Source organism: Paenarthrobacter sp. AMU7, assembly GCF_041200195.1.
In the GTDB taxonomy this organism is placed as follows: Bacteria; Actinomycetota; Actinomycetes; order Actinomycetales; family Micrococcaceae; genus Arthrobacter.
Genome location: NZ_CP165735.1, coordinates 4,305,725 through 4,332,106 on the forward strand (window position 1 = coordinate 4,305,725; position 26,382 = coordinate 4,332,106).

The following is a 26,382-nucleotide window of genomic DNA, read 5'->3' on the forward strand; positions in this document are numbered from 1 at the left end:
GGAACCACGCGCGCGGGTGTTGATTAGACCGTGACGGGGGTCTTCACGGATTCGGCCACAGCGGCCGACTTAATGGTGCGCCGGGTCAATCCGGGTGAGACAACGCGGCGGGTGATGAAAGCGAGAAGCTGGTCGAAAAACAATGCCAGCAGGGCGACAAGGACGGCCCCGGCCACCATTTGGCCGTAATCGTTCTGGGCCTTGCCGTCGATCAGGAGGCGACCCAGGCCGCCAAGCGAAATGTACGCGGCGATGGTTGCCGTTGAGATGATCTGCAACAGCGCGCTGCGGACACCGGACAAAACCAGCGGAAGGGAACACGGCAACTGGACATCCGTCAGGATTTTCATGGTGCGGAAGCCCATGCCCTTTGCGGCGTCGACGGCGGCAGCATCCACTGCGCGGACGCCGGCATAGGTGTTGGTCAGGATGGGCGGAACTGCCAGCAAGACCAGCACGATGAGACTGGGAAGGACGTAGCCCATGCGGGAAGGGAAGGCGGGCGAAATGAGCAGGACCAACAGGATCAGCAGACCCACACTTGGAAGTGCCCGGAGGGCGTTGGCAAGGCCGGCGATCATGAACACACCCTTGCCTGTCACTCCAATGTAGATACCCAAGGGCACCGCGATGATGGCCGCAATGGCCAAGGCAATAAGCGAGTACAGGAGATGCTCAGCGATCAACGTTGGGATGCCGTCTGCGCCGCTCCAGTGCGCGGGGTCGAACAAGTAGTTCACGATGCCACCACCTTGGGGGTCCACGGTGTCAGCCACCGGTTGATGAGGATGATCAGTCCGTCCAGGATCATGGCCAGGACCACGCACAGCACGATGCCGGCGATGATCGGGGTGTAGAAACGGAGCTGGAAGCCCTGCGTGAAGAGCGAACCAAGCTGCGGAATGCCCAGCAGCGCAGCCACGGAGACGAGACTGACGTTGGAGACGGCGGCGACACGCAATCCTGCGCAAATCACCGGGACACCGACGGGAAGTTCAACCTTCAGGAGGCTTTGATAGCCCCGGTAGCCCATGGCTTTGGCTGCCTGGACGGTGTCTTCAGGAACGGAATCCAAGGCATCGGCGACTACGCGAACCAGCAGTGCCACAGTGTAGATGGTCAGTGCAGCCACAATGTTGAGCGGGTCCAGGATTTTGGTACCCAGGACCAGCGGGAGCAGTACAAACAGCGCAAGGGAAGGAACGGTGTACAGCAGACCGGCGACACCCACCAAGAGTGGGTAGATACGCCGGCTTCGGTGCGCCCACCAGCCAAGGGGCAGCGCGATGAGAAGCCCCAGGATCAGCGGGGTGACGGCCAGCAGGACATGCCAGCCGAGCAGGAAAACGATGTTGTCGAACTGGCGGCCCAGCCACTCGAAGTTCATCAGATCGTCTCCAGGTGGGGCTCGGCCTCGATGGCTTTGACCACGTCTGTTGCAGAAACGGTCCCAACCAGTTCGCCATGCTCGTTGACAACCACACCGCGGCGGCTCGGGGAGGAAAGGGCGGCATCCAGCAGCTGGCGCATGGTGCCCGATGCTGCTGCCGGGATCCCGCTGAGATTCAGGTTCTCCCGCTTCACCTCACCGTTGAGAAGCTGCGGCTGAGCCCAACCGAGAGGCTTCCGGTCGCCGTCGACTACCAACACCCAAGCACCCAGCGCCTTGGCGCGGGCTTCATCCGCGGAAGCACCGAGCTGAACTACAGCTTCCTCGCCAATGGTCACCGTGCCTGCTGTTTTCGTAAATCCGAGCGATCGGTAGCCACGGTCACGGCCTACGAAGTCGGCCACGAACTCATCAGCGGGGGCGGTCAGCAGTTCGGAGGGGGACGCCATTTGCGCCAGCTTGCCGCCCACGCGCATGACGGCAACCTGATCCCCGAGCTTGAGGGCCTCGTCGATGTCGTGGGTGACCATGATGATGGTCTTGCCGATCTCGCGCTGCAGGCGAAGGAACTCCTCCTGGAGCTGGGCGCGGACTACAGGGTCAACTGCGCTGAAGGGCTCATCCATCAGCATGAACGCAGGGTCCGAGGCGAGCGCCCGGGCAACACCAACGCGCTGCTGCTGTCCGCCGGAGAGCTGCCAGGGATAACGCTTGGCGAAGCTGGCGGGCAATCCAACGCGCTCCATCAATTCGAGCGCCTTGGTGCGGGCCTTTTGGCGGCTTTCCCCTAGAAGGAGCGGCATGGTGGACACATTGTCAACGATGGTCTTGTGCGGGAAGAGTCCGGCGTGCTGGATGACGTAACCGATCCTGCGGCGGAGCAACGCTGCGTCCATGCCGGAAGTCGGCTGATCATCGAGGTAGATGGTGCCGCTGGTGGGTTCGATGAGGCGGTTGATCATCCTCAGGGAAGTGGTCTTGCCGCATCCGGAAGGGCCAACAAGAATGGTCAACTTTCCGGTGGGAGCCTCCAGGTTGAGGCCGTCGACTGCCACCGTACCGTCAGGGTACGCCTTGGTGACATTTTCAAATTTGATCATTTCTTTTCCATGCTTTCCTGGGGCACTTCATGGTTTCCGTCGGGTTCCACGAGGATGTTGTCGGCAACCTTCACCAGTTCCTCGCCAAATGTCTGCGCCTTCGCCTCGTCCAAGCGGTAGCTGGGCACCACGATGCTGAGGGCTGCCACTGTTCGGCCGCCGATCACAATGGGTGCGGCGACGGCCGTGATGTCGTCTTCAACGCCGCTCCGCACAATCGCGTAGCCGCGGCCGTTCTGCCCGCCGGTCAGCACCTTGCCGGCGGCGGAGCCCTCCAGCGGGATGCTCCTGCCGACCCAGCTGGTGTGCCGGACAGAGCGGGTACCTTCTACGATGGCGATGTAGATTCCGGTGTCCCCAGCACCGGGAATGCTCAAGTAGCAGGATTCGCCCGTTTCAGCCACAAGCCGCTTCATGTGCGGCGTGCAGAGCGACACCAGGGACTCCTGCCCCAAAGCCAGCGCTCCCAACTGAATGACACTTGCTCCCGGGCGGAAATTGCCCCCGGGATCCCGCGTCACGAATCCGCTGCCTTCGAGGGTTCGGAGGAGGCGGAGCGCGGTACTGGCTGACAGATCAACCACTCGCGCTGCGTCACTCAGGCTGATGGAGCCGTCAGTGCAGACTGCACTGAGGAGGGCCAATGCCCTCTCGACTGTTCGGGTGGAAGAATCCGCTGCCACTGCCTGACCTGCTTTCAAGTGGTCTACATCACCATGTCTTGCCACTTAGTAAAAATCAATTTTCATCAAATGGCAAGAGTTTTTTGAAAAATGAGAGACAGGGCCGGTTACATGACGCCGAATGCCCCGCAGGAGGGCGGGGCATGTTTCCGCGGTGTAAATACTCGCGCGAGCCCTTGCCATGGGTTGGCATCTGGTTTTTACTTGGTGGCAGTCTTCAATCGGAGGAAAACGTGGAAACCGTCAATCAACTCTTGTCCTCAATCCAGGATGTGGGCCGCGACGCGGTGCGCGGAGGATACTCAAGGGCCGTCTTCACGACGCCTGAACTGGACCTCAGGCAGTGGTTCGTCGAACAAGCGCAACACCGCGGCCTCGACGTCGAGACGGACCGCAACGGGATACTGTGGGCCTGGTGGGGCCAACCCCAAGAGGGCGCACTTGTCACTGGAAGCCACCTCGATTCAGTACCCGGCGGCGGAGCATTCGACGGACCTCTCGGCGTCGCCTCAGCATTGGCCGCCATCGATATCCTCAAATCCCGGGGGTTCCAGCCCCCAAGGTCGCTGGCAGTCACCGTTTTTCCTGAAGAAGAAGGATCACGCTTTGGCGTTGCCTGCCTGGGATCGCGACTCCTCACGGGTGCGATAGATACTGACAAGGCCCTGAACCTGCGGGACGTCAACGGTGACACCTTTGCCGACGTCGCCAGCGCCAACGGCTTGGATCCCCGTCACATGGGCCCGGATCCGGACGCCATGGCGCGCATCGGCGACTTCGTCGAACTCCACGTCGAACAGGGAAAGGGGCTGGGGCAGGATGGCCCCGCCATCGCTGTAGGGAGTTCCATCCTGGGGCACGGTCGCTGGAAAATCAGTGTCAGCGGTCAAGGAAACCATGCCGGGACCACGCTTATGACGGACCGCGCCGACCCGATGGTCGCGGCCGCGCAGATCGTCCTCGCCATTCGCGAAACGGCAGCCAGGCAGCCGGACGCCCGAGCCACCGTAGGCCGCTTGACGCCGGTTCCGGGCGGAACCAACGTCATTGCTTCGCGCGTGGATCTTTGGCTGGACGCCCGTCATCCCGACGACGCCGTGACTGCTCAACTCATCGAGGGAATCTACCGTGCAGCCCAGGATGTCGCAGCCGCGGAAGGTTGCACCGTAACCCTGACGGAAGAGTCGTACAGCGACACTGTGCACTTTGACGCCGGCCTAAGCCGTCGCATCACCGAGTTACTGCCAGGCGCACCCGTCCTGGCAACCGGCGCGGGGCACGACGCAGGTGTGCTGGCCGGCTACGTTCCCTCCGCCATGGTTTTTGTCCGCAATCCCAGCGGCATTTCGCATTCACCTGAGGAATACGTGGCCGATGAGGACGCCTCAGCCGGTGCCGTCGCGCTCGCTGATGTTTTGGAGGGACTCCTGTGAACGCCTTCTGGTGCGAGACCGCCATCACCACAAGCGACGACGGCAACAGCGACGGCGGCCGTAGACTTCCAGAGGTTGCCACCGGCGTACGTGTCGAAACCAGCAATGGCCGCATCTCTGCCATCCACACCGGCGTTGAGCCCCTGCCCGGTGACACAACTCTGGCGGGCGTCGCCTTTCCCGCAGCAGCCAATGCGCATTCCCACGCCTTCCACAGGATCCTTCGCGGAAGAACCCATGATGGACATGGAGATTTCTGGGTGTGGCGGGAGCAAATGTACCGGAGCGCGTCCGAGCTGACTCCGGTGAAGTACCAGAAGCTTGCCACTGCCGTCTTCGCCGAAATGGTGGTCAGCGGATTCAGCAGCGTGGCCGAATTCCACTACGTTCATCACCAACCCGGAGGCACGCCCTATGCGGAGCCTCATGCCATGGAGCTGGCCCTTGCCCGGGCGGCCGTGTCTGCCGGGATCCGCCTGACCCTTCTGGACACGCTGTATCTGACGGGCGGAATTGGCACCCCCCTGAGTCCCGACCAAGCCAGGTTCGGGGACGCGGATGCACAGGCCTGGCTGGACCGGCTGGCTTCCCTTCGGACTGCGATGGCAGAGGAGTTTCCGCCCGACGTGGTGGGCGTCGGCGCTGCCCTGCATTCCGTCCGGGCGGTGCCGGAAGAGGCCCTGAGGATCGTTGCCAAGCATCTGCCCAGGGACATTCCGCTTCACATCCACCTGAGCGAACAACCCGCTGAAAATGACGCATGCATGGCGGCCTATGGCACCACTCCGACCGGACTCTTGGAACGCCACGGCCTCTTGTCTTCCAGACTTTCAGCTGTCCATTCCACGCACTTGACCCAGGAAGACATAGCCTTGCTCGGCGGAGCATCCACCACCGTGGTGATGTGTCCGAGCACGGAAGCCGATCTCGCAGATGGGATCGGCCCTGCCCGGGAACTCTGCGACGCCGGAGCCACCATCGCCCTGGGCACTGGTCAGCATGCAGTGATCGACCCCTGGATTGAAATGCGCACCTTGGAACATGGGGAACGGCTGGGCAGCGGGCAGCGCGGAAGGTTTTCGCCCGGGGAACTGCTGGGCGCGGCCACTGAAGGAGCCACTCGTTCCATGGCCACCCCCGTAGCCCCGCAGGCCCTTCAAGTGGGTGGGGTATGCGACATCATGGTCATCAATCCCGCCTCCACCCGGACCGCGGGATCCCGGCCCATGCAACTGGCTTTCAGTGCGACGGCGAGTGATGTCACGCAGGTAGTCATCGGTGGCGAACTGATCGCCTCGACCGGGGTGCACACACGCCTTGGGGCTCCAGGGGCCCTCCTGACTGAAGCACTTAAGGAGTTCTCCTAACGCCGCCGGTACGTCCGGAAGGTGGCGACGGCGGGGCGTCATTAGCCCCATAAGGGGACGGCCCGTCGTCGCGCATTGCGTTCAAGTAGTTCCGCCAATAGCGCCCTTTTTCGGACCAAAGGGCACTCGGAGGAGCCGCCCAGCAAACACACAGCCACCAAACAGGCGCACATACGTTAATTACCTGAATGCATGTCACGTCGGTCACTTGACTGGAACTGGAGCGATATGACGTGCCACACTGTGTAGCGCGAGTGCACCGGCGTCCCCGTCGGAACAGCCGACGACGTCCCGCACCTCGCTCCCACAACACCATTCCCCAAGGGAGACCCATGTCCAGTTCCAGCACCGAAGGCGCGCCCCCCGTTTCGCGGAAAGTGATCGGCCTGGCCGTCGCCGGCGCGGTGGGCGGTTTCCTCTTCGGCTTCGATTCCTCCGTGGTCAACGGCGCCGTGGACGCGATGGCGGACGAGTTCGTCATGAGCGAGGCACTAACCGGCTTCGCCGTTGCTGTTGCATTGCTGGGGTGCGCCGCCGGCGCCTATTTTGCCGGCAAGATCGCCGACCGCTACGGACGCATCCCGGCCATGAAGATCGGCGCCCTGCTCTTCCTGGTGAGCGCCGTCGGCACGGGCCTCGCCTTCAGCGTATGGGACCTGATTTTCTGGCGGCTCGTCGGCGGTCTGGGCATCGGCCTTGCCTCGGTCATTGCTCCCGCCTACATCTCCGAGATTTCGCCCCGCCACGTGCGCGGGCGTCTGGCTTCGCTCCAGCAGCTCGCCATCACCACAGGCATCTTCGCTGCGCTGCTCTCTGACGCAGTTCTTGCCAACTCGGCAGGCGGCGCCGGCGGCACACTGTGGTTTGGTATCGAGGCGTGGCGTTGGATGTTTATCGCCTGCGCCCTTCCGGCGGCCGTCTACGGCTGGATCGCTTACCGTTTGCCCGAGTCCCCTCACTTCCTGGTGCTCAACGGCAAGGAAGACCAGGCCCGTACCATCTTCAACAAGCTGATCCCCGGCGACGACATCGAGCGGCACATCCGCGAGATCCGCGAATCCATCCAGCAGGAAAAGCTGTCCACCAAGAAGGGCTCCCTGCGCGGCAACAGGTTCGGCCTGCTGCCAGTCGTGTGGATCGGCATCATCCTGTCCGTGCTGCAGCAGTTCGTCGGCATCAACGTCATCTTCTACTACTCCACTACGCTGTGGAAGGCTGTCGGGTTCCAGGAAAAGGACTCCCTCACGATCTCCGTCGCCACATCCGTGACCAACATCCTGGTGACCCTCGTGGCTATCGCTTTGGTGGACCGCATTGGACGACGACCCATCCTGCTCACCGGCTCCATCGGCATGGCTGCTTCCTTGGGCGTCATGGCGCTGGCCTTCTCTTCGGCAACCGGTTCCGGCTCGGAGACTACTCTTCCCGGCGCTTGGGGCCCTGTTGCCCTGGTTGCCGCCAACGTGTTCGTGATCAGCTTCGGCGCCTCGTGGGGTCCGCTCGTGTGGGTGCTGTTGGGTGAGATCTTCCCATCCCGCATCCGCGCCCGCGCCCTCGGCCTTGCTGCCGCCGCTCAGTGGATCGCGAACTTCGCCATTACGCTCAGCTTCCCCATCATGGCAGCAGGTTCACTCCCCCTGACGTACGCCATGTACGCTGCGTTCGCTGCGGCGTCGTTCTTCTTTGTAATGTTCAAGGTCCCTGAGACGAACGGCATGTCGCTGGAGCAGGCCGAAACGTTGTTCGTTCCCAAAGGCGCGCCAGTGGCGCCGTTGCCTGTCGCTTCCGACGAACCCCAATAGACGCACAAAAGGCCCGGCGGATTGATTCCGCCGGGCCTTTCCGTGTCTGGGATTTTCGTTGAAGCGCAGGCCACTACACCAGGTGTGGCTCGTGCGATGTCAGGTACCCGCGACCACTGACGGAGATGACGATCGCGATCACCATGGCCAGCGCGCCGGCAAAGAACGGAACCTGCGTTCCGAAGTGCTCACCGAGCTGCGCAGCCGCGAAGGGAGCCAGTGCACCGCCCATCCAGCGCACAAAGTTGTAGCCCGCGGAAGCAACCGGACGTGGCGAATCAGAAACGCCCATGGCCAGTTCCGTGTAGACCGTATTGTTGATGCCCAGCAGGGCACCCGCCACGATGACAAGCACGACGACGGTAGTCACCGACTGCCCCGCAGCAAGTCCCAGCCCGATCAGGTCAAGCATGAGGACAGCCAGCGTGCCGGTCAGGACCTTCACGGCGCCAAAGCGCTTCTGCAGAACGGGAGCAACGAATACCGAGAATACGGCGACTGCGACACCCCATCCGAAGAACACTCCCCCAATTCCGTAAGCGTCCATGCCCAGGATGAAGGGTGTGAAGGCAAGAATGGTGAAGAACCCGTAGTTGTAGAAGAGCGCACTGGCTGCTGTGGTGCGGAGTCCTTTGTGGCCCAATGCCAGTAGCGGGTCACGCAAGCGGGACTTCTTTGCCGGGGCGGGCGTCTTTGGCAGGAGGGCCAGAAGTGCCACGAAGGCTGCCGCCATGAGGACCGCAGTACCAAAGAACGGGGCGCGCCACTGCCACCCGCCCAGGACTGCGCCCAACAGTGGGCCGAGCGAGATACCCAGGCCCAGGGCTGCTTCGTAAAGGATGATGGCCGTACCGGTTCCACCGCTGGCCACACCGACGATCACGGCAAGGGCTGTCGCAACGAACAGGGCATTACCGAGACCCCAGCCGGCACGGAACCCGACCAATTGTTCAACGCTGCCGGAAAAGCCGGACAACGATGCGAACACCACGATGATAGCCAGGCCGATCAGCAGCGTTTTCTTGCCACCGATCCTTGACGACACGAAACCACTGATCAACATGGCGATGGCCGTCACCAGGAAGTAGCTGGTGAACAGCAGCGACACTTCACTGGTGGACGCCTCAAGGTTTTTGGCAATTGCCGGCAGGATGGGGTCCACCAGGCCGATGCCCATGAAGGCAAAAACGGCGGCGAGCGCGGTGGCCCACACGGCCTTTGGCTGCTTGAGGAAGGAGGCTTTTTCAGCCTCCAGCGTGGTTTCGAGGGTTGTTTCGGCGCTTGCTGAAGCGTCAGCCAACTGGCGTGACATTCAATGGCTCCTTGTCGGTGCTGGTTTTCTGGTGGTGCTGGATTTTCTTAGTTCTGGAACGAGCTGTTGAGCTTGGCGATCACGGGCAATGCCGAGGCGAGACGCTCGATTTCCTCACTGCTGAGGTCCTGAAGCAGTTCGGCCACCATGGCGTTGCGCCGCTGATTGGCAGACTCGACGGCGGACGCCCCGGCTTCGGTTATGACCACCTGGACTGCTCGCGAATCGTCCGGATCCTGCTGGCGGGTGACCAGGCCGGTTCGCTCAAGCTTGATGATTTGCTCGGTGGCGCTGGGGACCTTGATGCCCAGGTTCTTGGCGACGTCGCCCACTCGGAGGCCACCGTCGGAGATCATGGACAGCAGGCTGAGCTGCGCGGCGGTAAGGTCGCCTTCAGGATCGAGGCGGCGGAACATGTAGACGCCGAGTCGTAGTGACTCGCGAAATTCCTGTGCGAGATCAAGTAACGGGGGATCAAAAGAACTCATATTTAGGTATCCTAATAGTTAGGTACCCTAAGAGTCAATACAGTGGTCTGCTTGAGCCAAATTCTCCCGCCCAGCCCCGGATTCGAAGTCCGGCAACTTCACTGATCGGCTGTGCCCTGGGAGGGGCGGCGCTGTTGATCGGTAGCTATGGCCTGTTGGCGTGCTGATTTCCAACGTGTGGACGTCGCCAGGCAACTGCTTCGCCGCCCAGCCAGGGTTTTCCTTGGTGTGGTTGCAGGCTTCGCAGAGTCCCGCACTGTTGGTCACGGTGGTAGTACCACCGGATTGCCAAGGGACGATGTGATCGATATGCCTAATGGGCGCGTCGCAATAGGGCGTGCGGCAGGTATCGTCCCGGACTTCGATGAAACGCCTCAACCTAGGGGGAAAGAGCCGCGCCTTGGAGTCCATGGTGATGAGCTCCCCTGTGGACGGCACCGTGTAGAGGCGGCGAAGCCAGACAGTGAACTCCGGATCCTTCGTTGGCGGCGGACTATCGCCCGTTGCAGACGGGCACCCCCCACGGGACTCGTCCGACGCGGCTGTTCCGGCGCCAACCAAGGCTCTCGCCCATGCCGCCGGGACGATTCCGTAGCCCTTGAGACGGGCTGGCTCACTGTCCCCCTGCAAAAGCGTGCGGTCCGTCATGATGATCTCGAGGTCGACTCCACTGATTCCGCCGCGCCTGCCGGTAATGCGTTCGACGAGGGTATCTGCCATGACTTGGCCCCTGTTCCGTAATTCACCAGCGGAACGCACAGAATCTGCTTTCCGGGTGAGCGCAGCATAGACGGCAACCCCATGGGCGACCGGAAGCAGGGCGGTCAGGTACGTCATGGCATCCGGCGCGGGGCGCAGGCTGACGTTCCGCTCCGTGGCAGCCTGGCTGGCGCGCTGGGCAACAGTTCGGGGATCGCGCCGATAAGCGGCGGCTTTCGCTGCGGCGATGAGGGTTTTGTCGCCGACACCGTCGAAGGTGCCTGCGTCAGGTGCGAGTTCCTCGTCCACGGCGCGCCGATCTTCCAAGGAGAGGCAGGCCGTCTCTTTCACGAGCAAAGTGGCGCGCCATTCATTGAGCTGTCCGGATTCCAACGCAGCCATGGTGCGCGGCATCTCCGTCACCAACGCTTTCGCCAACCCAAGGAGACGTGAGCCCCGGCTTGGTGATTCGCGACGAGCCAACGCAACCTGCGCCCCTGCGTCCTGCCCTTGCTCGGAGATGGGAATGCCGGCCGACGCTTGCTCGCGGCGCTGCGCGAGGTCGAAGGCTACGGCCGCCCTGGCCTGGACACTTGCGATAGCGGACTTCATATCCTCCAAACCACGCAGTTGGTCAATCAGCTCACCGCTGCTCGACCCGAGGCAAAGAGCCTTCAGCAGCCCCGTGAGGGCGGAGACACTGGGCACGGAGCCGTCAGAGCGAAACCCCAACAGCAGGGCATGTGCGTCCGAATCAATCGCTGGCCGCTCCCGAATCTTCTCCATGGCCCAACTTTTCCAGCGGGCTACGGGCGCCATAAGGCCGAAATCTCCCTATGTGGAAAACAACCGCATCCCGGGTCCAGCAAACTACCGCAGGCGCGCGTCCCCCTCAGAGCGTCAGCTTCATGCCCTCATGGCTGGCTACAAAGCCGAGCCGCTCGTAGAAACGGTGCGCTGCCGTACGGGATTTGTCGGTGGTGAGCTGCACCAGGGAGCAACCCCGCTCCCGGGCCTGCTCAAGTGCCCACTCGATCATCAGCGCCCCGACGCCTTGGCCACGCAGCACGTCGGACACCCGAACCGCCTCGATCTGGGCACGCCAGGAACCCTTACGGGACAAGCCGGGCAGGTAGCTGAGCTGGAACGTGGCCACCACTTCGCCCGCGAGCTCGCCCACCACCAGGAGGTGGGCCGGGTCGGCGTCGATCGCGTCAAAAGCCTTCTGGTAGGGCACTAAATCGGCGGCATCTTCGCGGGTGGCACCCAGCTGATCATCTGCGAGCAGCGCGAGGATCCGCGGCAGGTCGGCTTTGGTGGCGCGTCGAAGGCTGAAGGCACCAAGCCCGACGTCGGCGGTCATCAACGTGGGCGAGGTACCAGATTCTGCAGTCACCACCCCAGCATGCCATTTAGACCAGAACTCAGTATTGCTAAGTACCGGTACTTAGTTCTACTATGTAGTGGTAGCTAGTAATACTGAGTACTAAAGGAGGTGTCCAATGGGCAAGCAGATGACGGAGATGCTCAAAGGCACACTGGAGGGCATTGTGCTGGCCCTCCTGACCGGAAAGGCAGCGTATGGATACGAGATCACCACGTTGCTCCGGGAGCAGGGCTTCACCGAGATTGCTGAGGGCACCGTTTACGCGCTGCTGGTCAGGATCGAACAAAAGGGGTTGGTGGACGTTGAAAAGCGGCCTTCCGAAAAAGGACCACCCCGCAAGGTGTACACGCTCAACCCCCAGGGCCAAAAAGAACTGAATGAATTCTGGAACACCTGGAGCTTCTTGTCCGAACGGCTTGAACAGCTCCGCAAGGAAGGAAATTAACATGGCAGCAAAATGGATCGAACTGGTCACCGGATCACTCGAACAGAAGAAGCAGTACAAGCAAGCCAAGGCGCGGTTGGATTCCTTGCCCGAGCCCTACCTGACCGTGGCCGCCGCCTTCAACCGGTACTTGATGTACTACGGCGGCGTCACCGAGGGCGACACCATGGTTCAGATGTTCACGGACCTCGCAGACCTTTGGGAACGCGCCGCAATCGACGGCACGCCCGTCAGCGAAATCGTGGGCGAAGACCCCATCGAATTCGCTGAAAGCTTTGCCCAGGCCTACGGCGGAAAGCGCTGGATCGACAAGGAACGCGATCGCCTTAACAAGGCCATCAACACAGCGAAGGAGGCGGAATCATGACCGCTGCAGCAATCAGGGTGGAGGGCATTGAGAAGTCCTACAAGGATCTCCACGTCCTGCGTGGCGTTGACTTCGAGGTGGCGTCGGGCAGCATTTTTGCCCTTCTCGGCTCGAATGGCGCCGGCAAGACCACCATGGTGAAGATCCTCTCCACGCTGCTCACAGCGGATGGCGGGCATGCCGCCGTCGAGGGCTTTGATGTTGCCACCGAGTCGCTCCAGGTGAGGCAGTCCATCAGTCTGACCGGACAGTTCGCCGCAGTGGATGAGGTCCTGTCCGGGAAGGAGAACCTGATCCTGGTGGCGAAGCTGCGCCATCTCAAGGACCCGGCACAGATCGCGGACGAGCTGTTGGCCCAGTTCAGCCTCACCGACGCCGGGGCACGCAAGGTAGCAACCTACTCAGGCGGCATGCGTCGCCGGCTGGACATCGCCATGAGCCTGATCGGCAACCCCAAGGTGATCTTCCTGGACGAGCCGACCACGGGCCTCGATCCGGAGGCGCGGCTTGAGGTGTGGCAGATCGTCAAGAACCTCGCCCATCAGGGGACCACGGTCCTGCTGACGACGCAGTACCTCGATGAGGCCGAGCAACTGGCAGACCGGATCGCCATCCTTCATGAGGGCCGCATCATCGCCAACGGCACGCTGGCCGAGCTGAAGCAACTCCTGCCGCCGGCCAAGATCGAATACGTCGAGAAACAACCGAGCCTGGAGGACATTTTCCTGACATTGGTTGGCACCGGCACCGGCTCCCAAAAGGCTGGTAACGAGTCAGTAAAGGACAAGTCATGAATACCCATTTCTTCGCAGACACGTCCGTGCTGCTGGGCCGTTCCATGCGGCACATCTTCCGCAGCGTGGACACCATCATCACCACGGCCATCACACCGATCGCGCTCATGCTGCTGTTCGTCTACGTTTTCGGCGGCGCCATCAAGACCGGCACTGAAAACTACGTGAACTACCTACTGCCCGGCATCATGCTGATCGCCATCGCTTCGGGCATCGCCTACACGGCAGTCCGGTTGTTCACGGATATGCAGAGTGGCATCTTTGAGCGGTTCCAGTCCATGCCGATTGCACGCTCCTCGGTTCTGTGGGCACATGTGCTGACGTCCTTGGTGGCCAACGGACTTTCGCTGGTGATCATTGTGCTGGTGGCGCTCCTCATGGGGTTCCGGACGTCAGCCAACATACTTGATTGGCTGGCCATCGCGGGAATTCTGGCGTTGTTCACCCTGGCACTGACATGGATTGCCATTATCGCGGGGCTTTCGGCAAAGTCCGTGGATGGCGCCGGCGGGTTCTCCTACCCGCTGATCTTCCTGCCATTCATCAGCTCGGCCTTCGTCCCGACGGAGACCATGCCGGGCCCGGTCCGCTGGTTCGCAGAGAACCAACCGGTCACCTCCATTGTGAACACCATCCAGGATCTCTTCGCGCAGCGTCCGGTGGGCGGCGACATCTGGGTAGCCCTCGCATGGTGCTTGGGGATCCTGGTTGTCTCCTACGCCTTTGCCACTGCCGCCTACAAGCGCCAGATCGCCTAGTCACCGCAGCATAAGGACCAGCGCCCAACAAAGGCCTAAGCTCCCCCTTCATCAGGGCGGGAGCTTTCGCCATTCAGACCGATTCGCCATTCGTCAGGCATTAGCTATAGCTTTATCGAACAGATTTGTAACGGCCGTCACTATTATGGCGGATCCTTCGAAGGGTTCTTGAACTAATGTCCGACCAGACAACACAGGGGCAGCTCCGCGCCTCCAGCAGGGACAGCGAGCCCCACCTGTCACGCTCGCTCAGCAACCGCCACATCCAACTCCTGGCCATCGGCGGCGCCATCGGAACCGGCCTCTTCATGGGCTCCGGCAAAACCATTTCCGTCGCCGGGCCCTCTGTGATCTTCGTGTACATGATCATCGGCTTCATGCTCTTCTTCGTCATGCGGGCCATGGGACAGTTGCTGCTTTCCAACCTGAACTACAAGTCCTTCAGCGACTTCGCAGGCGACCTCCTTGGCCCCTGGGCCGGCTTCTTCACGGGCTGGACCTACTGGTTCTGCTGGGTAGTCACCGGCGTGGCAGACGTCATCGCGATCGCGGGCTACGCCAACGAACTCTGGCCGGGAATCCAACTCTGGATCCCGGGCATCGCCACCATCATCATCCTGCTCCTCCTGAACCTGCCCACCGTTAAGGCGTTCGGCGAGACCGAATTCTGGTTCGCCCTCATCAAGATCATCGCCATCGTGGCGCTGATCGTTGTGGGCCTGGTGATGATCTTCACTGGTTTCCAGTCCAACGCAGCCACGGCCGGCTTCACCAACCTGTGGAGTCATGGCGGATTCTTCCCCAAGGAATTCATGGGCTTCGTGGCCGGCTTCCAGATTGCCGTGTTCGCGTTCGTGGGCATCGAGCTTGTTGGCACCGCAGCAGCCGAAACCAAGAACCCGGAGCACAACCTGCCCCGCGCCATCAACGCCATCCCCTTGCGCGTGATGCTCTTCTACGTAGGCGCACTCATCATCCTCATGTCCGTCACGCCGTGGACCGAATTCAAGGCAGGCCAGAGCCCGTTCATTGCCATGTTCTCCTTGGCCGGTTTGGGCATGGCAGCCACCGTGGTGAACCTCGTAGTGCTCACCTCGGCCATGTCATCGGCCAACTCGGGCATCTACTCGACGTCCCGCATGGTCTACGGCCTGGCCAACGACGGCGACGCACCCAAGCTCTTCGGCCGCTTGTCCACCCGCAAAGTACCCCAGAACGCACTGTTCCTCTCCTGCGTCCTGCTGCTGGCCGGCGTCGCGCTTCTCTACGCGGGCAAGGACGTTGGCGTGGCGTTCGACATGGTGACCACCGTATCCGCCGTCTGCTTCATGTTCGTCTGGTCCATCATCCTGGCCAGCTACCTCGTGTACCGCAAGCGCCGGCCCGGGCAGCACGCGGCCTCGCCGTTCAAGATGCCCGGCGGCATCCCGATGGTGTGGGTTGTCTTCGCGTTCTTCGCGTTCCTCGTCTGGGCGCTCACCACGCAGCCGGACACACTCACCGCGCTTATGGTGACGCCCATCTGGTTCGCGATTCTCGGTATCGCCTACGCCGTGGTCCGCAAGTCCCCGCTCCACCAGGCCCGCGTGGCCGAATGGAAGGCCATGTCAGAGGCCGAAACCGCGGAAGCGCGCTAACGCTTCAAAAGTAAAGCCCGACGTCGGCACCCACCCTGGGTGCCGACGTCGGGCTTTCTTGATGCAAGCGAGAGAGCGTCCGGCCCCACCCCGCGAAAGGTGAGCGAGGGTCAGGCGAAGTACACGCCGATCCGGTTCCCGTCGATTTCCTCAATGCGGATGTCGATGTCGTAAACGTCGTGCAGCATCCCGGCGCGCATGATCTCCGAGGGCGTGCCTTGATGGATGAGCCGGCCGTCCTTCATGGCCAGGATGGTGTCCGAGTAGCAGGACGCGAAGTTGATGTCATGGACCACCAGGACAATCGTCTTTCCGAGCTCGTCGGCCAGCCGGCGCAGCAGCCGCATCATTTCCACGGAGTGCTTCATGTCCAGATTGTTGAGCGGTTCATCGAGCAGCAAGTATTCGGTGTCCTGCGCCAGGACCATTGCGATGTACGCGCGCTGGCGCTGCCCGCCGGACAGCTCATCCACGAACTTGTCAGCCATGGACGTCAGATCCAACTGCCGGATGGCCTCGTCCACGTGCTCAAGATCCTCCACCGTGGGCCGGCCGCCGCTGTGCGGGAAGCGGCCGAAAGCCACGAGGTCGCGGACCGTGAGCCGCATGGTCAGGTGGTTTTCCTGCCGCAGGATGGCCATGGTCTTGGCCAGTTCCTCGCTGGGCGTCGCTGTGACATCCAAGCCAGCCACCGACACTCCCCCGCCGTCCATGGGCTGGAGGCGGCTGATCAGGGAGAGCAGAGTGGACTTGCCCGCACCGTTGGGTCCAATGATGGACGTGATGCCGCCGCGGGGGATCTCGTAGGTGACGTCGTCCAGCACGGTGGTGCCGCCGTAGCGCTTGGTCACGTTCCGGACGGTAATCATGGGCACTTCCCAATCATTTCAGTGAGCCTTTCAGCAACAGGTAAAGGAAGAGGATGCCGCCGGTGAACTCGATGATCACGCTGAGGGCAGTGGCGAACCCGAACACGCGTTCCAGCAGCAACTGGCCACCTACCAAGGCGATGGCGCCAATCAGGACCACCATGGGGAGCAGCCAAGCGTGCCGGAAACCGCGGCAGAGCTGGTAACCGAGGCTGACCACCAGCAGCCCGAAGAACGTCACCGGCCCCACCAGGGCGGTGGAAACCGCCACCAGCAGCGAGCACGCGAGCAGCACCCGCATCACCACGCGCTTGTGGTCGACGCCCACGTTGATGGCCACTTCCCGGCCCAGCGCCAGCACGTCCAGCGTGTGCCGCATCCGCCACACCCCAACGCACACCAAGGCGATCAGCACCGCAGAAACACCCAGGAGTCCCGGGTCTACGTTGTTGAAACTGGCGAAGAACAGATCCTGGAGGATGATGAATTCGCTGGGCTCCATGAGCCGCTGCAGCAGGGAGGAGAAGCCACGGAACAGCGTCCCCAGGACGATGCCCACCAGCAACAGCAAATGCAGTGATCGCGTGGCCCCAGTGAACATCCACCGGTAAAGGAGCACGCTGAACCCCACCATCAGTACGATTTCCAGCCCGAACTTGAGCGTGGACGGAGCCGTGGCCAGCGTCGCAGCACCCGCCACGAACGCCAGCGCCGTCTGCACCAGGATGTACAGCGAATCGAAGCCCATAATGGACGGCGTCAGGATCCGGTTGGCCGTGACGGTCTGGAACAGCAGCGTGGAAACACCCACCGCCGCGGCCACCAAGAGCATTGCCGAAACCTTGATAACCCGCCGCGGCAGGACGTAGGCGATGTTGCCCTTGAGGTCGATGGTCAGGAAAACGGCAACAAGCACGACGGCGGCAATCGCCAACACGGCGATCACCCGTCCCGGCGGGGTGCTTCGGATGGCGTCGCGCCAACGGGTGCGGGCGGACAGGCGGGGTGCGGTCAGGAGTGTTTCAGGCATTGCGTTTCCTCAACAGCAGGAAGAGGAACAGGATGGCTCCCAGGACCGACATGACCATGCCCACCGGCACTTCGTAGGGGAACCGGATGGTCCGGCCGATGATGTCGCAGACCAGCACGAACGCTGCTCCGAACAACGCCGTCCAGGGAACAGCCCGGCGGAGGTTGTCCCCGAAGAGCAGGGACACAATGTTGGGCACTACCAAGCCGAGGAACGGCACGGCACCCACCGTGGTAACCACAACGGCCGAGATCAACGAAACGATCATCAGCCCCAACCGCATGGTGCGCGCGTAGTTCAGACCAAGGTTGGTGGTGAAGTCCTGCCCCATGCCGGCCACGGTGAAGCGGTCGGCAGCAAAGAGGCCCACCAACACCAGGACAGCCACGATCCACAGCAGTTCATACCGCCCGCGGAGCACGCCGGAGAAGTCTCCGATCATCCAGTTACTCAGGGTCTGGAGGAGATCGAAGCGGTAAGCGAAGAATGTGGTGACGGCTGCGATGATGCCACCCAGCATGATGCCTACCAGCGGAATCAGCAGGGTGTTACGGGCAGGAAGGCGCCGCAGGATCGCCAGGAAGAGGGCTGTGCCCAGAACGGCGAACACAGAAGCCACCAGCATCTTGGTGGGAATCGGAGAGTCGGGAGCCAGCACGGTGACCACCAGGATCCCGAGTGTCGCCGACTCCACGGTGCCCACAGTGGACGGCTCAACAAATCGGTTCCGGGCCATGAGCTGCATGATCAACCCGGCAACGGCGACGGCCATGCCGGCCAGGACCACGGCCACGGTGCGCGGCACCCGCGAGACCCAGAAGATTTCCCAGGCACCGGCGTCGTTCGCCAACAGAGCGGGCAGTGAAACATCGCTGACACCCACAAAAATGCTGGCCACGGCGATCACCACCACAACGGCAGCGGCAACAACCAGGCGGGCAGTTTCGCCAGTCCGGTTGCGGCTTGCTGGCACCGTGGGGCGCACGGCGGTAGTTGTCACGTCAGGATTTCAGGTGGAGCGGTTGTCAGGCGACCGAGTCGGCCACTGCGGTGACCATGGCCTGGACGTTGTTCAGGCCGTAGCCCACGATGTACCAGCCTGCGGGATCCAGGTTGATGATCTTGTTGTTCTTGGCGGCGTTGGTGGACTTCACGAGCTCGTTGTCCAGGATGGGGTTGGCGGTGGAGCCTGCGGTGCCGATCGCGGTGTCGCGGTTGATGACGTAGAGGATGTCCGGGTTGGTTTCCTTGATGTATTCGAAGGAGACAGCCTCGCCGTGGGATCCCTCGGACTTGACGTCAGCGGCCGTCGGAACGCCCAGGACATCGTGGATGATGCCGAAGCGTGAGCCCGCGCCGTATGCGGTGACTTCGCCACCGGAGGTCAAAACGATCAGGCCCTTGCCGGCCGAAGCGGCTTTGGTCTTGGTGTCGGCAACGGTCTTGTCCACTTCTGCGAGCTTGGACGCGACCTCGTCTTCCTTCTTGAAGATCTTGCCGAGCTTCTCGGTCTGTGCCTTGAAGCTTTCCATGGGCTTGGCCGCATCAACGGAGAGGTCGATGGTGGGGGCGATCTTGCTCAGTTCCCCATAGGCGCCGGCAGTTCGGCCGGAGACGATGATGAGGTCCGGGGCTGCGGAGCTGACGGCTTCGAAGTCGGGTTCCTTAAGCGAACCCACCTTGGCGTACTTGGCCTCGGAGAACTTCTTGAGGGCCTCCGGGTAGCTGGCCTCGGGAACACCGGTGGGCTCGACGCCGAGCGCGTTCATGGTGTCCAGGACGCCGAGATCGAAGGTGACAACCTTGGCCGGATTCACGGGAACGTTGGTGGTTGAACCTTGGGCGTGCTCGATGGTGATGGTGCTGGCCTCCTCGGGTTGCGAAGACGCCGTTGCCCCGCCTCCACAGGCCGTAACGGCCAGCAAAGCAGCGCCTGCAGCCAATGCCCCAATGTAGCTCGACAGCCTCTTTTTCACGCCAGTACTCCACTCACTAATAAGTCATAGATGTGTTGCCTAATTGCTTTTTGACTCTATTAGTAAGGTGAGGCTAACTTCAAAACCGAAAGGCCCTCCAGTGGGATTTTGTGACAGAAGTCACCCTTTTTTCTCCCGCTGGAGAGCCTTTGTTACTTTCTGGTGGCGCTTACGCCTCGGCCTGCCGATCCTCCACGAGCTTTTGGACCGCCGGGAAGAGCGGGTGCGACGGCGTCAGTTCCGTGATGCGTTCGACGGCGGCAGCCGCGTCCAGTTCGGACAGCAGCGTGGCAAGTTCCACGGCTTCGTCATCGTTGCCGTCGTCGAAACGCAGCGCTGCGGACATCGCCTCAAGGAGTGCCACTGGGGTGACACCGCGCTCAGCGAGCTCCGCGGCAGGACCAACGAACCGCTCATGCCGGCCCAGTTTCCGCAGCGGGGCACGGCCGACGCGGACCACCGTGTCCGGCAGGTGCGGGTTGGTAAAGCGGGACAGGATCTTCTGCACGTACGCTTCCTGCTCGGCCTCGACAAAGCCGTGCTTGGCCACCAACAGTTCCTTGGTTTCCTCCAGAACCGCCCGGACCTTCGCGGCCACGGACGGATCGGCCATGGCATCGGAGATCTTCTCCAGCCCGGCTTGGTAACCAAAATACGCTGCCGACGCATGCCCGGTATTGACCGTGAACAGCTTGCGCTCAATGTACGGGCCCAGTTCGTCTACGAACGTGGCGCCGGGGATCGTGGGCACCTTGTCACCGAACGGCGTGCGGTCAATGACCCACTCGTAGAAGGTCTCCACCGTGACGTCAAGGCCCTGGCCCGGAGCCTGGTTGGGGACAATGCGGTCCACAGCCGTGTTGGCAAAAACCGCGATGGCGTCCAAATCACCTGCGGAATTGTCCCAAGCCGACAGGATCGCCGTGTGCAGGAGGTCCGTGGCGTTGATGGCGTTCTCGCAGGCCATCACGTGGAGAGGCGGCAGGTCTGTGGGACGGGCCGCCAGCCCACGGGCGATCACCGGTGCCACGAACTTCAGGATGTGCGGCCCCACCGCCGTGGTGACCACATCCGCCGTCGAGATTTCCTTCACAACAGCGGCTTCCTGCGACGCGGAGTTGAAAGCTCGGAAACCAGTGACGGTCTTGACCGCTGGATTCTCACCAACCTCGTGGACGTCGTAGCTGCCGGCCACCGCGAGCTGGCTGATCAGCGCGTCCGCGACATCCGCGAACACCACCTCATAGCCGGCTTCATGAAGCAGCAGCCCCACGAAGCCGCGCCCGATGTTTCCTGCCCCAAAATGGACTGCCTTCACTATGCATTAACCTTTCTGAACAGCTCCAGGACCTCGTCAACCGTGGTGGCCTCCTCCAACTGGGCAACTTGTGCCTTGTTGGTGAAGATCTTGGCAATGGAAGACAGGATGTGGAGGTGCTCATTGTTGACGCCGGCGACACCGACCACGAACTTCACTTGCTTGCCGCCCCAGTCGATGCCCTCTGGGTAGCGGATGATGGACACGGCCGAGTGGTTGATGTGTTCCTTGGCATCGTTGGTGCCGTGCGGGATGGCCAGGAAGCTGCCCATGTAGGTGGATACGGATTCCTCGCGCTCGTGCATCGCGTGGACGTAGCTGACATCCACGGCGCCGCGGTCCAGCAGGAGCTTTCCGGCCTCGTCGATCGCCGCGTCACGGTCAGTGGCCGTGCCGTTCAGGACCACACTTTCGCGGAGGAGGACACCTTTGCCCCCGGCTGCCTGACCATCGACGGCGGGGGCCGGTTCAGCGGCATGCGCACCGTGGGTGGCGGCTGCTGCGGCCGCGGGCTGTGCGCTGGCTGCGGGGGTAGTGCTGTTGCTGCTCCGCACCAGTTCAACGATCTCTTCGTACTTGGGACTGTTCATGAAGTTGTCCACCGAGTAGTGCACTGCGCTGGACGTGCGCGGCTGGGCGCGTTCTGTGAGGTCCTGGTGCGTGACCACCACATCGTAGTTGTCGTTGAGGTTGGCGATGGCCGAGTTGGTGACCTTGACGTCCGGGAAGCCGGCGGCCTTGATCTTGTTGCGGAGGACCGAGGCACCCATGGCGCTGGAACCCATGCCTGCGTCGCAGGCGAACACGATGTTCTGGACCGGGCGGGTGAGCACGGTACCGGGCTGGGAGCCTGCCGGTTCGCCGGCGCGGTCACCAACAAGCGCGGAGGAGACGGAGCTCTTCTTGCCCTTCATGGCTTCCATGCGGGATGTCGCTGCCGAGAGATCATCCTCGCCCTTGTTCTTGGACGTGCGCAGGATGACCGCGGCAATCAGGAAGGAAACGGCAGTGGCCAAGACAACCGCCAGGATGACGCCAAGGTAGCTGTCGCGGGCAGTCTGTGCCAGCACGGCGATGATGGATCCTGGCGCGGCCGGAGCAACGAGGCCGGAGTTGGTGATGGCCAGGGTAGCGATGCCGGTCATGCCGCCACCGATGGCAGCCAGGATGAGGATGGGCTTCATCAGGACGTACGGGAAGTAGATCTCGTGGATGCCACCGAGGAAGTGGATGATCGCTGCACCGGGGGCCGAAGCCCTGGCCGCGCCGCGCCCGAAGAACATGTACGCCAGCAGGATGCCCATACCCGGGCCCGGGTTGGCTTCCAGCAGGAACAGGATGGACTTGCCCTGTTCCAGGGACTGCTGAATACCCAGCGGAGTCAGCACGCCGTGGTTGATGGCGTTGTTGAGGAAGAGGACCTTGGCCGGCTCAATGAAGATGCTGGTCAGAGGCAGCAGGCCGTTGTTGACCAGGAACCCGACCACGGCCCCGGCGCCGTCAGTGAAGCGCTGGACCACCCAGGAAAGGCCGTAGAAACCACCCAAAGCCAACAGCGCACCCCAGATACCCGCGGAGAAGTTGTTGACCAGCATTTCGAAACCGGGGCGGATCTTGCCGTCCCACAGGGCGTCGATCTTCTTCATGGTCCAAGCACCCAGCGGGCCCATGATCATGGCCCCGATGAACATTGGCGCGTCCGTACCTGCGATGACGCCCATGGTTGCGATGGCGCCGACCACGCCGCCGCGGACGTCATAGACCATGCGGCCGCCCGTGTAGGCAATCAGGATTGGCAGGAGGTACGTGACCATAGGGCCAACGATGCCGACGTTGGGATCGCCCTCGGCATTGGTACCGAACCCACCCAGTTCAGCGACTGGAATCCAGCCCTTCTCGATAAAGAGGGCTGTGATGAGGCCCCAGGCGATGAAGGCGCCGATGTTGGGCATGATCATGCCGGACAGGAATGTTCCGAACTTCTGAACACCAACGCGCACGCTGGTGCGGGGCTTCGCAACTGTCTCTGTTGCCATGTGAATTCCTAACGTGTGTCCCGCGGCGGCGCGGGGTCAGTCGATAAAGATCGAGAGAACGCAGCCTTAGGAGCTGCTGGAAATGCGGTGAAGCCATTCAAGGAAAAGCTTCAATTCAGAGCTGGAAAGTTGGTCCGAATGTGAGGCCTGCAGTGCCGCATTCAGGGCGATTGCCGCAACAACCACGGACGATTTACCGGAGTCGTCCGCTGCGGCGCCACGGGCGGTGTCCGTGGAGACGGCAAAAATCATGGAATCCCGGGTCATCGTTGAGAGCTCGAGGTTCCTTTCTTCCACCGGTTCTGCGATCAGCATGAGCGTGACGCCCACGTTGGCCGCCAGGATGCTACGGGCCGCTTCGCGGGGCGGCACGTTGATCTGACCGGAAATTGCGGCCTTGTTCAGCATTTCCTCCAGAAGCGCTTCAGCATCGGCCACGATTGCAGGGCGGCTTTCCGGCCTGATGTTGCCGAACATCACCAGGTACAGATGCGGCTGGCTCAGCCCGAACTGGACATGGTTATCCCACATCCGCCGGACGTCTTCCAAAGGCTCCCCGGACGGCGCAAAATCCCGCTCCCCCGCCACATACTCTTCAAATCCGGCTGAAACGACGGCGTCGAACAAGCCTTCTTTGTCGCCAAAGTGGTGGTAAAGCGTTGGTGCGGTGACCCCGGCCAGCTTGGTGATCTGGCGCGTTGAGACCGCTGACCCCTCCGAATTCGCCAGCAACTCGGCAGCTGCGCGAAGCAACCGAATTTTAGGCGGAAGCTGGTCATCGAAACTCATAACCGCTACCCTAGCACCTATAGCGTTGCTATATGAAGTGGCTCACAAAGGATTTTTGTAGGCTAGTTTTCGAGGCTCCCGGTGCCGTCGCCGGCGGGTCTGAACCAACAAGCAGGAACAGAGGATTCAGTGCAGAATTTCCAAGGAGTAGGGGTAAGCCCTGGCCGCATCATTGGTTCCGTCCGCCAGATGCCCAAGCCGGTGAGCGAACCGCCGTCGGGAGAACGGTTGGCTGCGGACGTTGCCCCGGAAGACGCCGTCGCAGGCTTGAAGGCTGCCGCGCAGTCCGTCCATGACGAGCTCAAGGGACGTGCGGAGAGCGCTTCGGGCGACGGCAAGGCCGTGCTCGAAGCCACCGCCCTCATGGCCAAGGACACCATGCTCCTGAAGTCGGCGGCGAAGCTGATCAACGCCGGCTCCTCTGCTGAGCGTGCCATCTGGGAAGCCGGCGCGTCCGTCTCCGAGATGCTGCACAACCTGGGCGGCTACATGGCCGAACGCGCAACTGACGTCCTGGATGTGCGCGCCCGCATCGTGGCTGAACTCCGCGGCGTGCCCGCACCCGGCATTCCCGCTTCGGACACGCCCTTCATCCTGGTGGCAGAGGACCTCGCGCCGGCAGACACCGCAACACTGAATCCCGCGGTGGTGCAGGCGCTGGTGACTTCCGGTGGAGGACCGCAGTCCCACACGGCCATCATCGCGCGCTCGCTCGGCCTGCCTGCAGTGGTCGCGGCTCACGGCGTTGACGACATCGCCGACGGAACCGAGATCTACGTCGATGGTGCGGCCGGCTTCGTGGCGGCTTCGCCCTCTGACGAGCACCGGGCTTCTGCCATCGCATGGGCCGAAACGTCAGCCACCCTCGCCGAATTCGACGGAAACGGCACGACGGCGGACGGGCACTTGGTGCCGCTCCTCGCCAACGTTGGTGGAGCCAAGGATGCCGTGGCGGCCGCCGCTTTGGGCGCCCAGGGCGTTGGCCTGTTCCGTACCGAGTTCTGCTTCCTGGAACGTGACACCGAGCCCTCCGTGGACGAGCAAGCCGCAGCGTACAAGGCCGTGTTTGACGCGTTCCCGGGCAAGAAAGTTGTCCTCCGCACGCTGGACGCCGGCGCCGACAAGCCCCTGCCGTTCCTCACGGACGCCACCGAACCCAACCCTGCGCTGGGTGTCCGCGGCTACCGCACCGACTTCACCACGCCGGGGGTCCTGGAGCGCCAGCTTGAAGCCATCGCCCGGGCTGCCTCCGATTCCGACGCTGATGTCTGGGTCATGGCACCCATGATCTCCACGGCTGCTGAAGCCGGACGCTTCGCTTCACTGTGTGCAGCTGCCGGAATCCGGACGCCCGGCGTGATGGTGGAAGTTCCCTCTGCCGCCCTGACCGCCGCCACCGTGCTGCGCGAGGTGGGGTTTGCTTCCCTGGGCACCAACGACCTCACCCAGTACGCCATGGCCGCCGACCGCCAGCTCGGCCCCCTCGCCGAACTCAATACCCCTTGGCAGCCCGCCGTACTGCGGCTCGTGCAGCTCACCGTGGAAGGCGCGGCGCAGGAAAGCTCGGGCCGTGAAGGTGACGCCAAACCCGTGGGTGTTTGTGGTGAAGCAGCTGCCGACCCGGCCCTCGCCGTCGTTCTTACCGGGCTGGGTGTCACGACGCTGTCCATGACCGCCCGGTCGCTGGCCGCCGTCGGGACTGTCCTGAAGACCGTGACCCTGGAGCAGGCGAAGGAACTCGCCCGCCTGGCCCTTTCCGCGCCCAGCGCCACCGAGGCCCGCGACTGGGTCCGCGCCAAGCTCCCCGTGCTCGAAGAGCTCGGCCTCTAATTTTCACTTCCGACCTTAGGAGAAACCATGCCCGAACGCACAGCCACCATCGCCAGCCGCTCCGGCCTCCACGCCCGCCCCGCCGCGCTGTTCGCCGAGGCCGCAGGCGAGCAGCCGGTTGAGGTCACCATCGCCATGCAGGGTGACCCTGCCGATGACGCGCTCGACGCCGCCAGCATCCTTTCGCTCATGACGCTCGGCGCCGCGAAGGGCGACGTCGTGGTGCTTCGGGCGGAGGGTGACGGTGCCGACGCTGCGCTGGACGCACTGGTGAAGCTGCTGGAGACGGACCTGGACGCGGAGTAGTTTTAGCTGGGCTGTCCCGGTTAGATGGTTTGCTGCGTGTTGGACGGCAGGAGTCGCCCAACGCGCAGCGAACCATCGAAATGGGTAGCGCTTTCAAACGCACGGCTCACGCTAGGCTTCTGCCATGGCATTGATAGCTCCCCGCGTCACCGCAGGACTCCCCGCCGACGACGCCCGGAATCTGGCGCGCTCCCTCCAGGACAGCGACGACATCACCGTGTTCGTGGACGGCACAGTCCACCGCCTGCCTGATGAGGCGAGGGATGCCGTCGTCGACCTCCTCGCGCGGCTGAGCCGGGGCGAAACGGTGACGGTCAGCAGCGTTGAGGAAATGCTCACCACCTCGCAGGCCGCCGAGCTCGCCGGGATCTCGCACACCTATCTGCGCAATATGACCGACCGCGGCGAAATCCCCGTGGAATACCGCGGAACACATCGTCGGATCCGGCAAGCTGCCATCATCGCTTGGCTGGAATCCCAGAAGAAGAAACAGGCTGCCGCGGCGGAGGACCAAGCCGGCGAAAGTGACGCCGACGCCGACTCATAGGGTCGACAGTGATAAGGAT

At 62.5% G+C, this 26,382-nt stretch carries 26 protein-coding genes; 11 read left to right on the forward strand and 15 right to left on the reverse strand.

Annotated features, from left to right (window positions below):
- Positions 1-23: 23 nt before the first annotated feature.
- Genes ABQM86_RS19745 through ABQM86_RS19760 form a run of 4 tightly spaced genes read right to left on the reverse strand, consistent with a single transcriptional unit; the run spans position 24 to position 3,218 of the window.
- Positions 24-776, reverse strand: coding sequence for an ABC transporter permease (locus tag ABQM86_RS19745; RefSeq protein WP_369745367.1), 753 nt, complete (start codon positions 774-776; stop codon positions 24-26).
- Entirely contained in the window at positions 737-1,387 is a 651-nt protein-coding gene (locus ABQM86_RS19750) for an ABC transporter permease (RefSeq protein WP_014923069.1), read from the reverse strand. The genes ABQM86_RS19745 and ABQM86_RS19750 overlap by 40 nt, the downstream gene beginning before the upstream one ends.
- Positions 1,387-2,490: an ATP-binding cassette domain-containing protein gene (locus tag ABQM86_RS19755; protein WP_337341125.1), complete on the reverse strand. Its 1,104-nt coding sequence runs from the start codon at positions 2,488-2,490 to the stop codon at positions 1,387-1,389. The genes ABQM86_RS19750 and ABQM86_RS19755 overlap by 1 nt, the downstream gene beginning before the upstream one ends.
- Positions 2,487-3,218 (reverse strand): IclR family transcriptional regulator, encoded by a 732-nt coding sequence (locus ABQM86_RS19760; protein ID WP_207595306.1) that lies wholly within the window; start codon positions 3,216-3,218, stop codon positions 2,487-2,489. Before ABQM86_RS19760 ends, ABQM86_RS19755 begins: the two co-directional genes overlap by 4 nt.
- A gap of 188 nt (positions 3,219-3,406) precedes the next feature.
- Between ABQM86_RS19760 and ABQM86_RS19765 the strand changes: the two genes are divergently transcribed.
- The 3 genes from ABQM86_RS19765 (at position 3,407) to ABQM86_RS19775 (ending at position 7,775) form a co-directional block, all read left to right on the forward strand.
- The gene (locus ABQM86_RS19765; RefSeq protein ID WP_369745368.1) at positions 3,407-4,606 is read left to right on the forward strand and encodes an allantoate amidohydrolase; all 1,200 of its coding nucleotides are present in this window, start codon (positions 3,407-3,409) and stop codon (positions 4,604-4,606) included.
- Positions 4,603-5,973 carry a formimidoylglutamate deiminase gene (locus tag ABQM86_RS19770; RefSeq protein WP_369745369.1) on the forward strand — a complete coding sequence of 457 codons (1,371 nt, stop codon included), beginning with the start codon at positions 4,603-4,605 and terminating at the stop codon, positions 5,971-5,973. The genes ABQM86_RS19765 and ABQM86_RS19770 overlap by 4 nt, the downstream gene beginning before the upstream one ends.
- Positions 5,974-6,305: 332 nt before the next feature.
- Positions 6,306-7,775, forward strand: a complete 1,470-nt coding sequence (locus ABQM86_RS19775; RefSeq protein ID WP_369745370.1) for a sugar porter family MFS transporter — start codon at positions 6,306-6,308, stop codon at positions 7,773-7,775.
- Positions 7,776-7,848: 73 nt separating this feature from the next.
- On the opposite strand, the gene ABQM86_RS19780 is transcribed toward ABQM86_RS19775, so the two are convergent.
- The 4 genes from ABQM86_RS19780 to ABQM86_RS19795 form a co-directional block, all read right to left on the reverse strand.
- On the reverse strand, positions 7,849-9,087 hold the full coding sequence (locus ABQM86_RS19780; RefSeq protein ID WP_369745371.1) for an MFS transporter: 1,239 nt from the start codon (positions 9,085-9,087) through the stop codon (positions 7,849-7,851).
- A 47-nt stretch (positions 9,088-9,134) separates the two neighbouring features.
- Positions 9,135-9,575, reverse strand: a complete 441-nt coding sequence (locus ABQM86_RS19785) for a MarR family winged helix-turn-helix transcriptional regulator (RefSeq protein WP_369745372.1) — start codon at positions 9,573-9,575, stop codon at positions 9,135-9,137.
- A 27-nt stretch (positions 9,576-9,602) separates the two neighbouring features.
- Complete coding sequence (locus tag ABQM86_RS19790) at positions 9,603-11,060, reverse strand: DUF222 domain-containing protein (protein WP_369745373.1); 1,458 nt, start codon at positions 11,058-11,060, stop codon at positions 9,603-9,605.
- A gap of 106 nt (positions 11,061-11,166) precedes the next feature.
- On the reverse strand, positions 11,167-11,637 hold the full coding sequence (locus tag ABQM86_RS19795; RefSeq protein ID WP_280628051.1) for a GNAT family N-acetyltransferase: 471 nt from the start codon (positions 11,635-11,637) through the stop codon (positions 11,167-11,169).
- Positions 11,638-11,776: 139 nt separating this feature from the next.
- Between ABQM86_RS19795 and ABQM86_RS19800 the strand changes: the two genes are divergently transcribed.
- The 5 genes from ABQM86_RS19800 to ABQM86_RS19820 all read left to right on the forward strand — a co-directional run bounded on the left by ABQM86_RS19800 (position 11,777) and on the right by ABQM86_RS19820 (position 15,662).
- Entirely contained in the window at positions 11,777-12,106 is a 330-nt protein-coding gene (locus ABQM86_RS19800; RefSeq protein ID WP_089596554.1) for a PadR family transcriptional regulator, read from the forward strand.
- Position 12,107: 1 nt separating this feature from the next.
- The gene (locus tag ABQM86_RS19805) at positions 12,108-12,473 is read left to right on the forward strand and encodes a DUF1048 domain-containing protein (RefSeq protein WP_207595314.1); all 366 of its coding nucleotides are present in this window, start codon (positions 12,108-12,110) and stop codon (positions 12,471-12,473) included.
- Positions 12,470-13,267: an ABC transporter ATP-binding protein gene (locus ABQM86_RS19810; RefSeq protein WP_207595315.1), complete on the forward strand. Its 798-nt coding sequence runs from the start codon at positions 12,470-12,472 to the stop codon at positions 13,265-13,267. Before ABQM86_RS19805 ends, ABQM86_RS19810 begins: the two co-directional genes overlap by 4 nt.
- Positions 13,264-14,025 (forward strand): ABC transporter permease, encoded by a 762-nt coding sequence (locus tag ABQM86_RS19815; RefSeq protein ID WP_280624354.1) that lies wholly within the window; start codon positions 13,264-13,266, stop codon positions 14,023-14,025. Before ABQM86_RS19810 ends, ABQM86_RS19815 begins: the two co-directional genes overlap by 4 nt.
- Before the next feature lie 176 nt (positions 14,026-14,201).
- On the forward strand, positions 14,202-15,662 hold the full coding sequence (locus tag ABQM86_RS19820) for an amino acid permease (RefSeq protein WP_369745374.1): 1,461 nt from the start codon (positions 14,202-14,204) through the stop codon (positions 15,660-15,662).
- A 110-nt stretch (positions 15,663-15,772) separates the two neighbouring features.
- Here ABQM86_RS19820 and ABQM86_RS19825 read toward each other — a convergent pair whose 3' ends face one another.
- From ABQM86_RS19825 to ABQM86_RS19855, 7 genes are all read right to left on the reverse strand, one after another.
- Positions 15,773-16,531, reverse strand: coding sequence for an ABC transporter ATP-binding protein (locus ABQM86_RS19825; RefSeq protein ID WP_369745375.1), 759 nt, complete (start codon positions 16,529-16,531; stop codon positions 15,773-15,775).
- 13 nt (positions 16,532-16,544) lie between these two features.
- Positions 16,545-17,561, reverse strand: coding sequence for an iron chelate uptake ABC transporter family permease subunit (locus tag ABQM86_RS19830; RefSeq protein ID WP_280624356.1), 1,017 nt, complete (start codon positions 17,559-17,561; stop codon positions 16,545-16,547).
- A complete protein-coding gene (locus ABQM86_RS19835) occupies positions 17,554-18,561 on the reverse strand; it encodes an ABC transporter permease (RefSeq protein WP_369745376.1) in 1,008 nt (335 codons plus the stop codon). Before ABQM86_RS19835 ends, ABQM86_RS19830 begins: the two co-directional genes overlap by 8 nt.
- A gap of 25 nt (positions 18,562-18,586) precedes the next feature.
- Positions 18,587-19,537 (reverse strand): siderophore ABC transporter substrate-binding protein, encoded by a 951-nt coding sequence (locus tag ABQM86_RS19840; RefSeq protein WP_369745377.1) that lies wholly within the window; start codon positions 19,535-19,537, stop codon positions 18,587-18,589.
- A 169-nt stretch (positions 19,538-19,706) separates the two neighbouring features.
- Positions 19,707-20,855 carry a mannitol-1-phosphate 5-dehydrogenase gene (locus ABQM86_RS19845; RefSeq protein ID WP_369745378.1) on the reverse strand — a complete coding sequence of 383 codons (1,149 nt, stop codon included), beginning with the start codon at positions 20,853-20,855 and terminating at the stop codon, positions 19,707-19,709.
- Positions 20,855-22,891, reverse strand: coding sequence for a PTS mannitol transporter subunit IICBA (locus tag ABQM86_RS19850; protein ID WP_280624370.1), 2,037 nt, complete (start codon positions 22,889-22,891; stop codon positions 20,855-20,857). The genes ABQM86_RS19845 and ABQM86_RS19850 overlap by 1 nt, the downstream gene beginning before the upstream one ends.
- Positions 22,892-22,957: 66 nt before the next feature.
- On the reverse strand, positions 22,958-23,680 hold the full coding sequence (locus tag ABQM86_RS19855; RefSeq protein ID WP_014923084.1) for a TetR/AcrR family transcriptional regulator: 723 nt from the start codon (positions 23,678-23,680) through the stop codon (positions 22,958-22,960).
- Positions 23,681-23,809: 129 nt separating this feature from the next.
- On the opposite strand from ABQM86_RS19855, the gene ptsP reads away from it, so the two are divergent.
- From ptsP to ABQM86_RS19870, 3 genes are all read left to right on the forward strand, one after another.
- Positions 23,810-25,510 carry a phosphoenolpyruvate--protein phosphotransferase gene (gene ptsP, locus ABQM86_RS19860; protein WP_369745379.1) on the forward strand — a complete coding sequence of 567 codons (1,701 nt, stop codon included), beginning with the start codon at positions 23,810-23,812 and terminating at the stop codon, positions 25,508-25,510.
- Between the two features lie 27 nt (positions 25,511-25,537).
- The gene (locus ABQM86_RS19865; RefSeq protein ID WP_011776464.1) at positions 25,538-25,816 is read left to right on the forward strand and encodes an HPr family phosphocarrier protein; all 279 of its coding nucleotides are present in this window, start codon (positions 25,538-25,540) and stop codon (positions 25,814-25,816) included.
- A gap of 124 nt (positions 25,817-25,940) precedes the next feature.
- Positions 25,941-26,363: a helix-turn-helix domain-containing protein gene (locus ABQM86_RS19870; protein ID WP_369745380.1), complete on the forward strand. Its 423-nt coding sequence runs from the start codon at positions 25,941-25,943 to the stop codon at positions 26,361-26,363.
- The last annotated feature ends 19 nt before the right edge of the window (positions 26,364-26,382 follow it).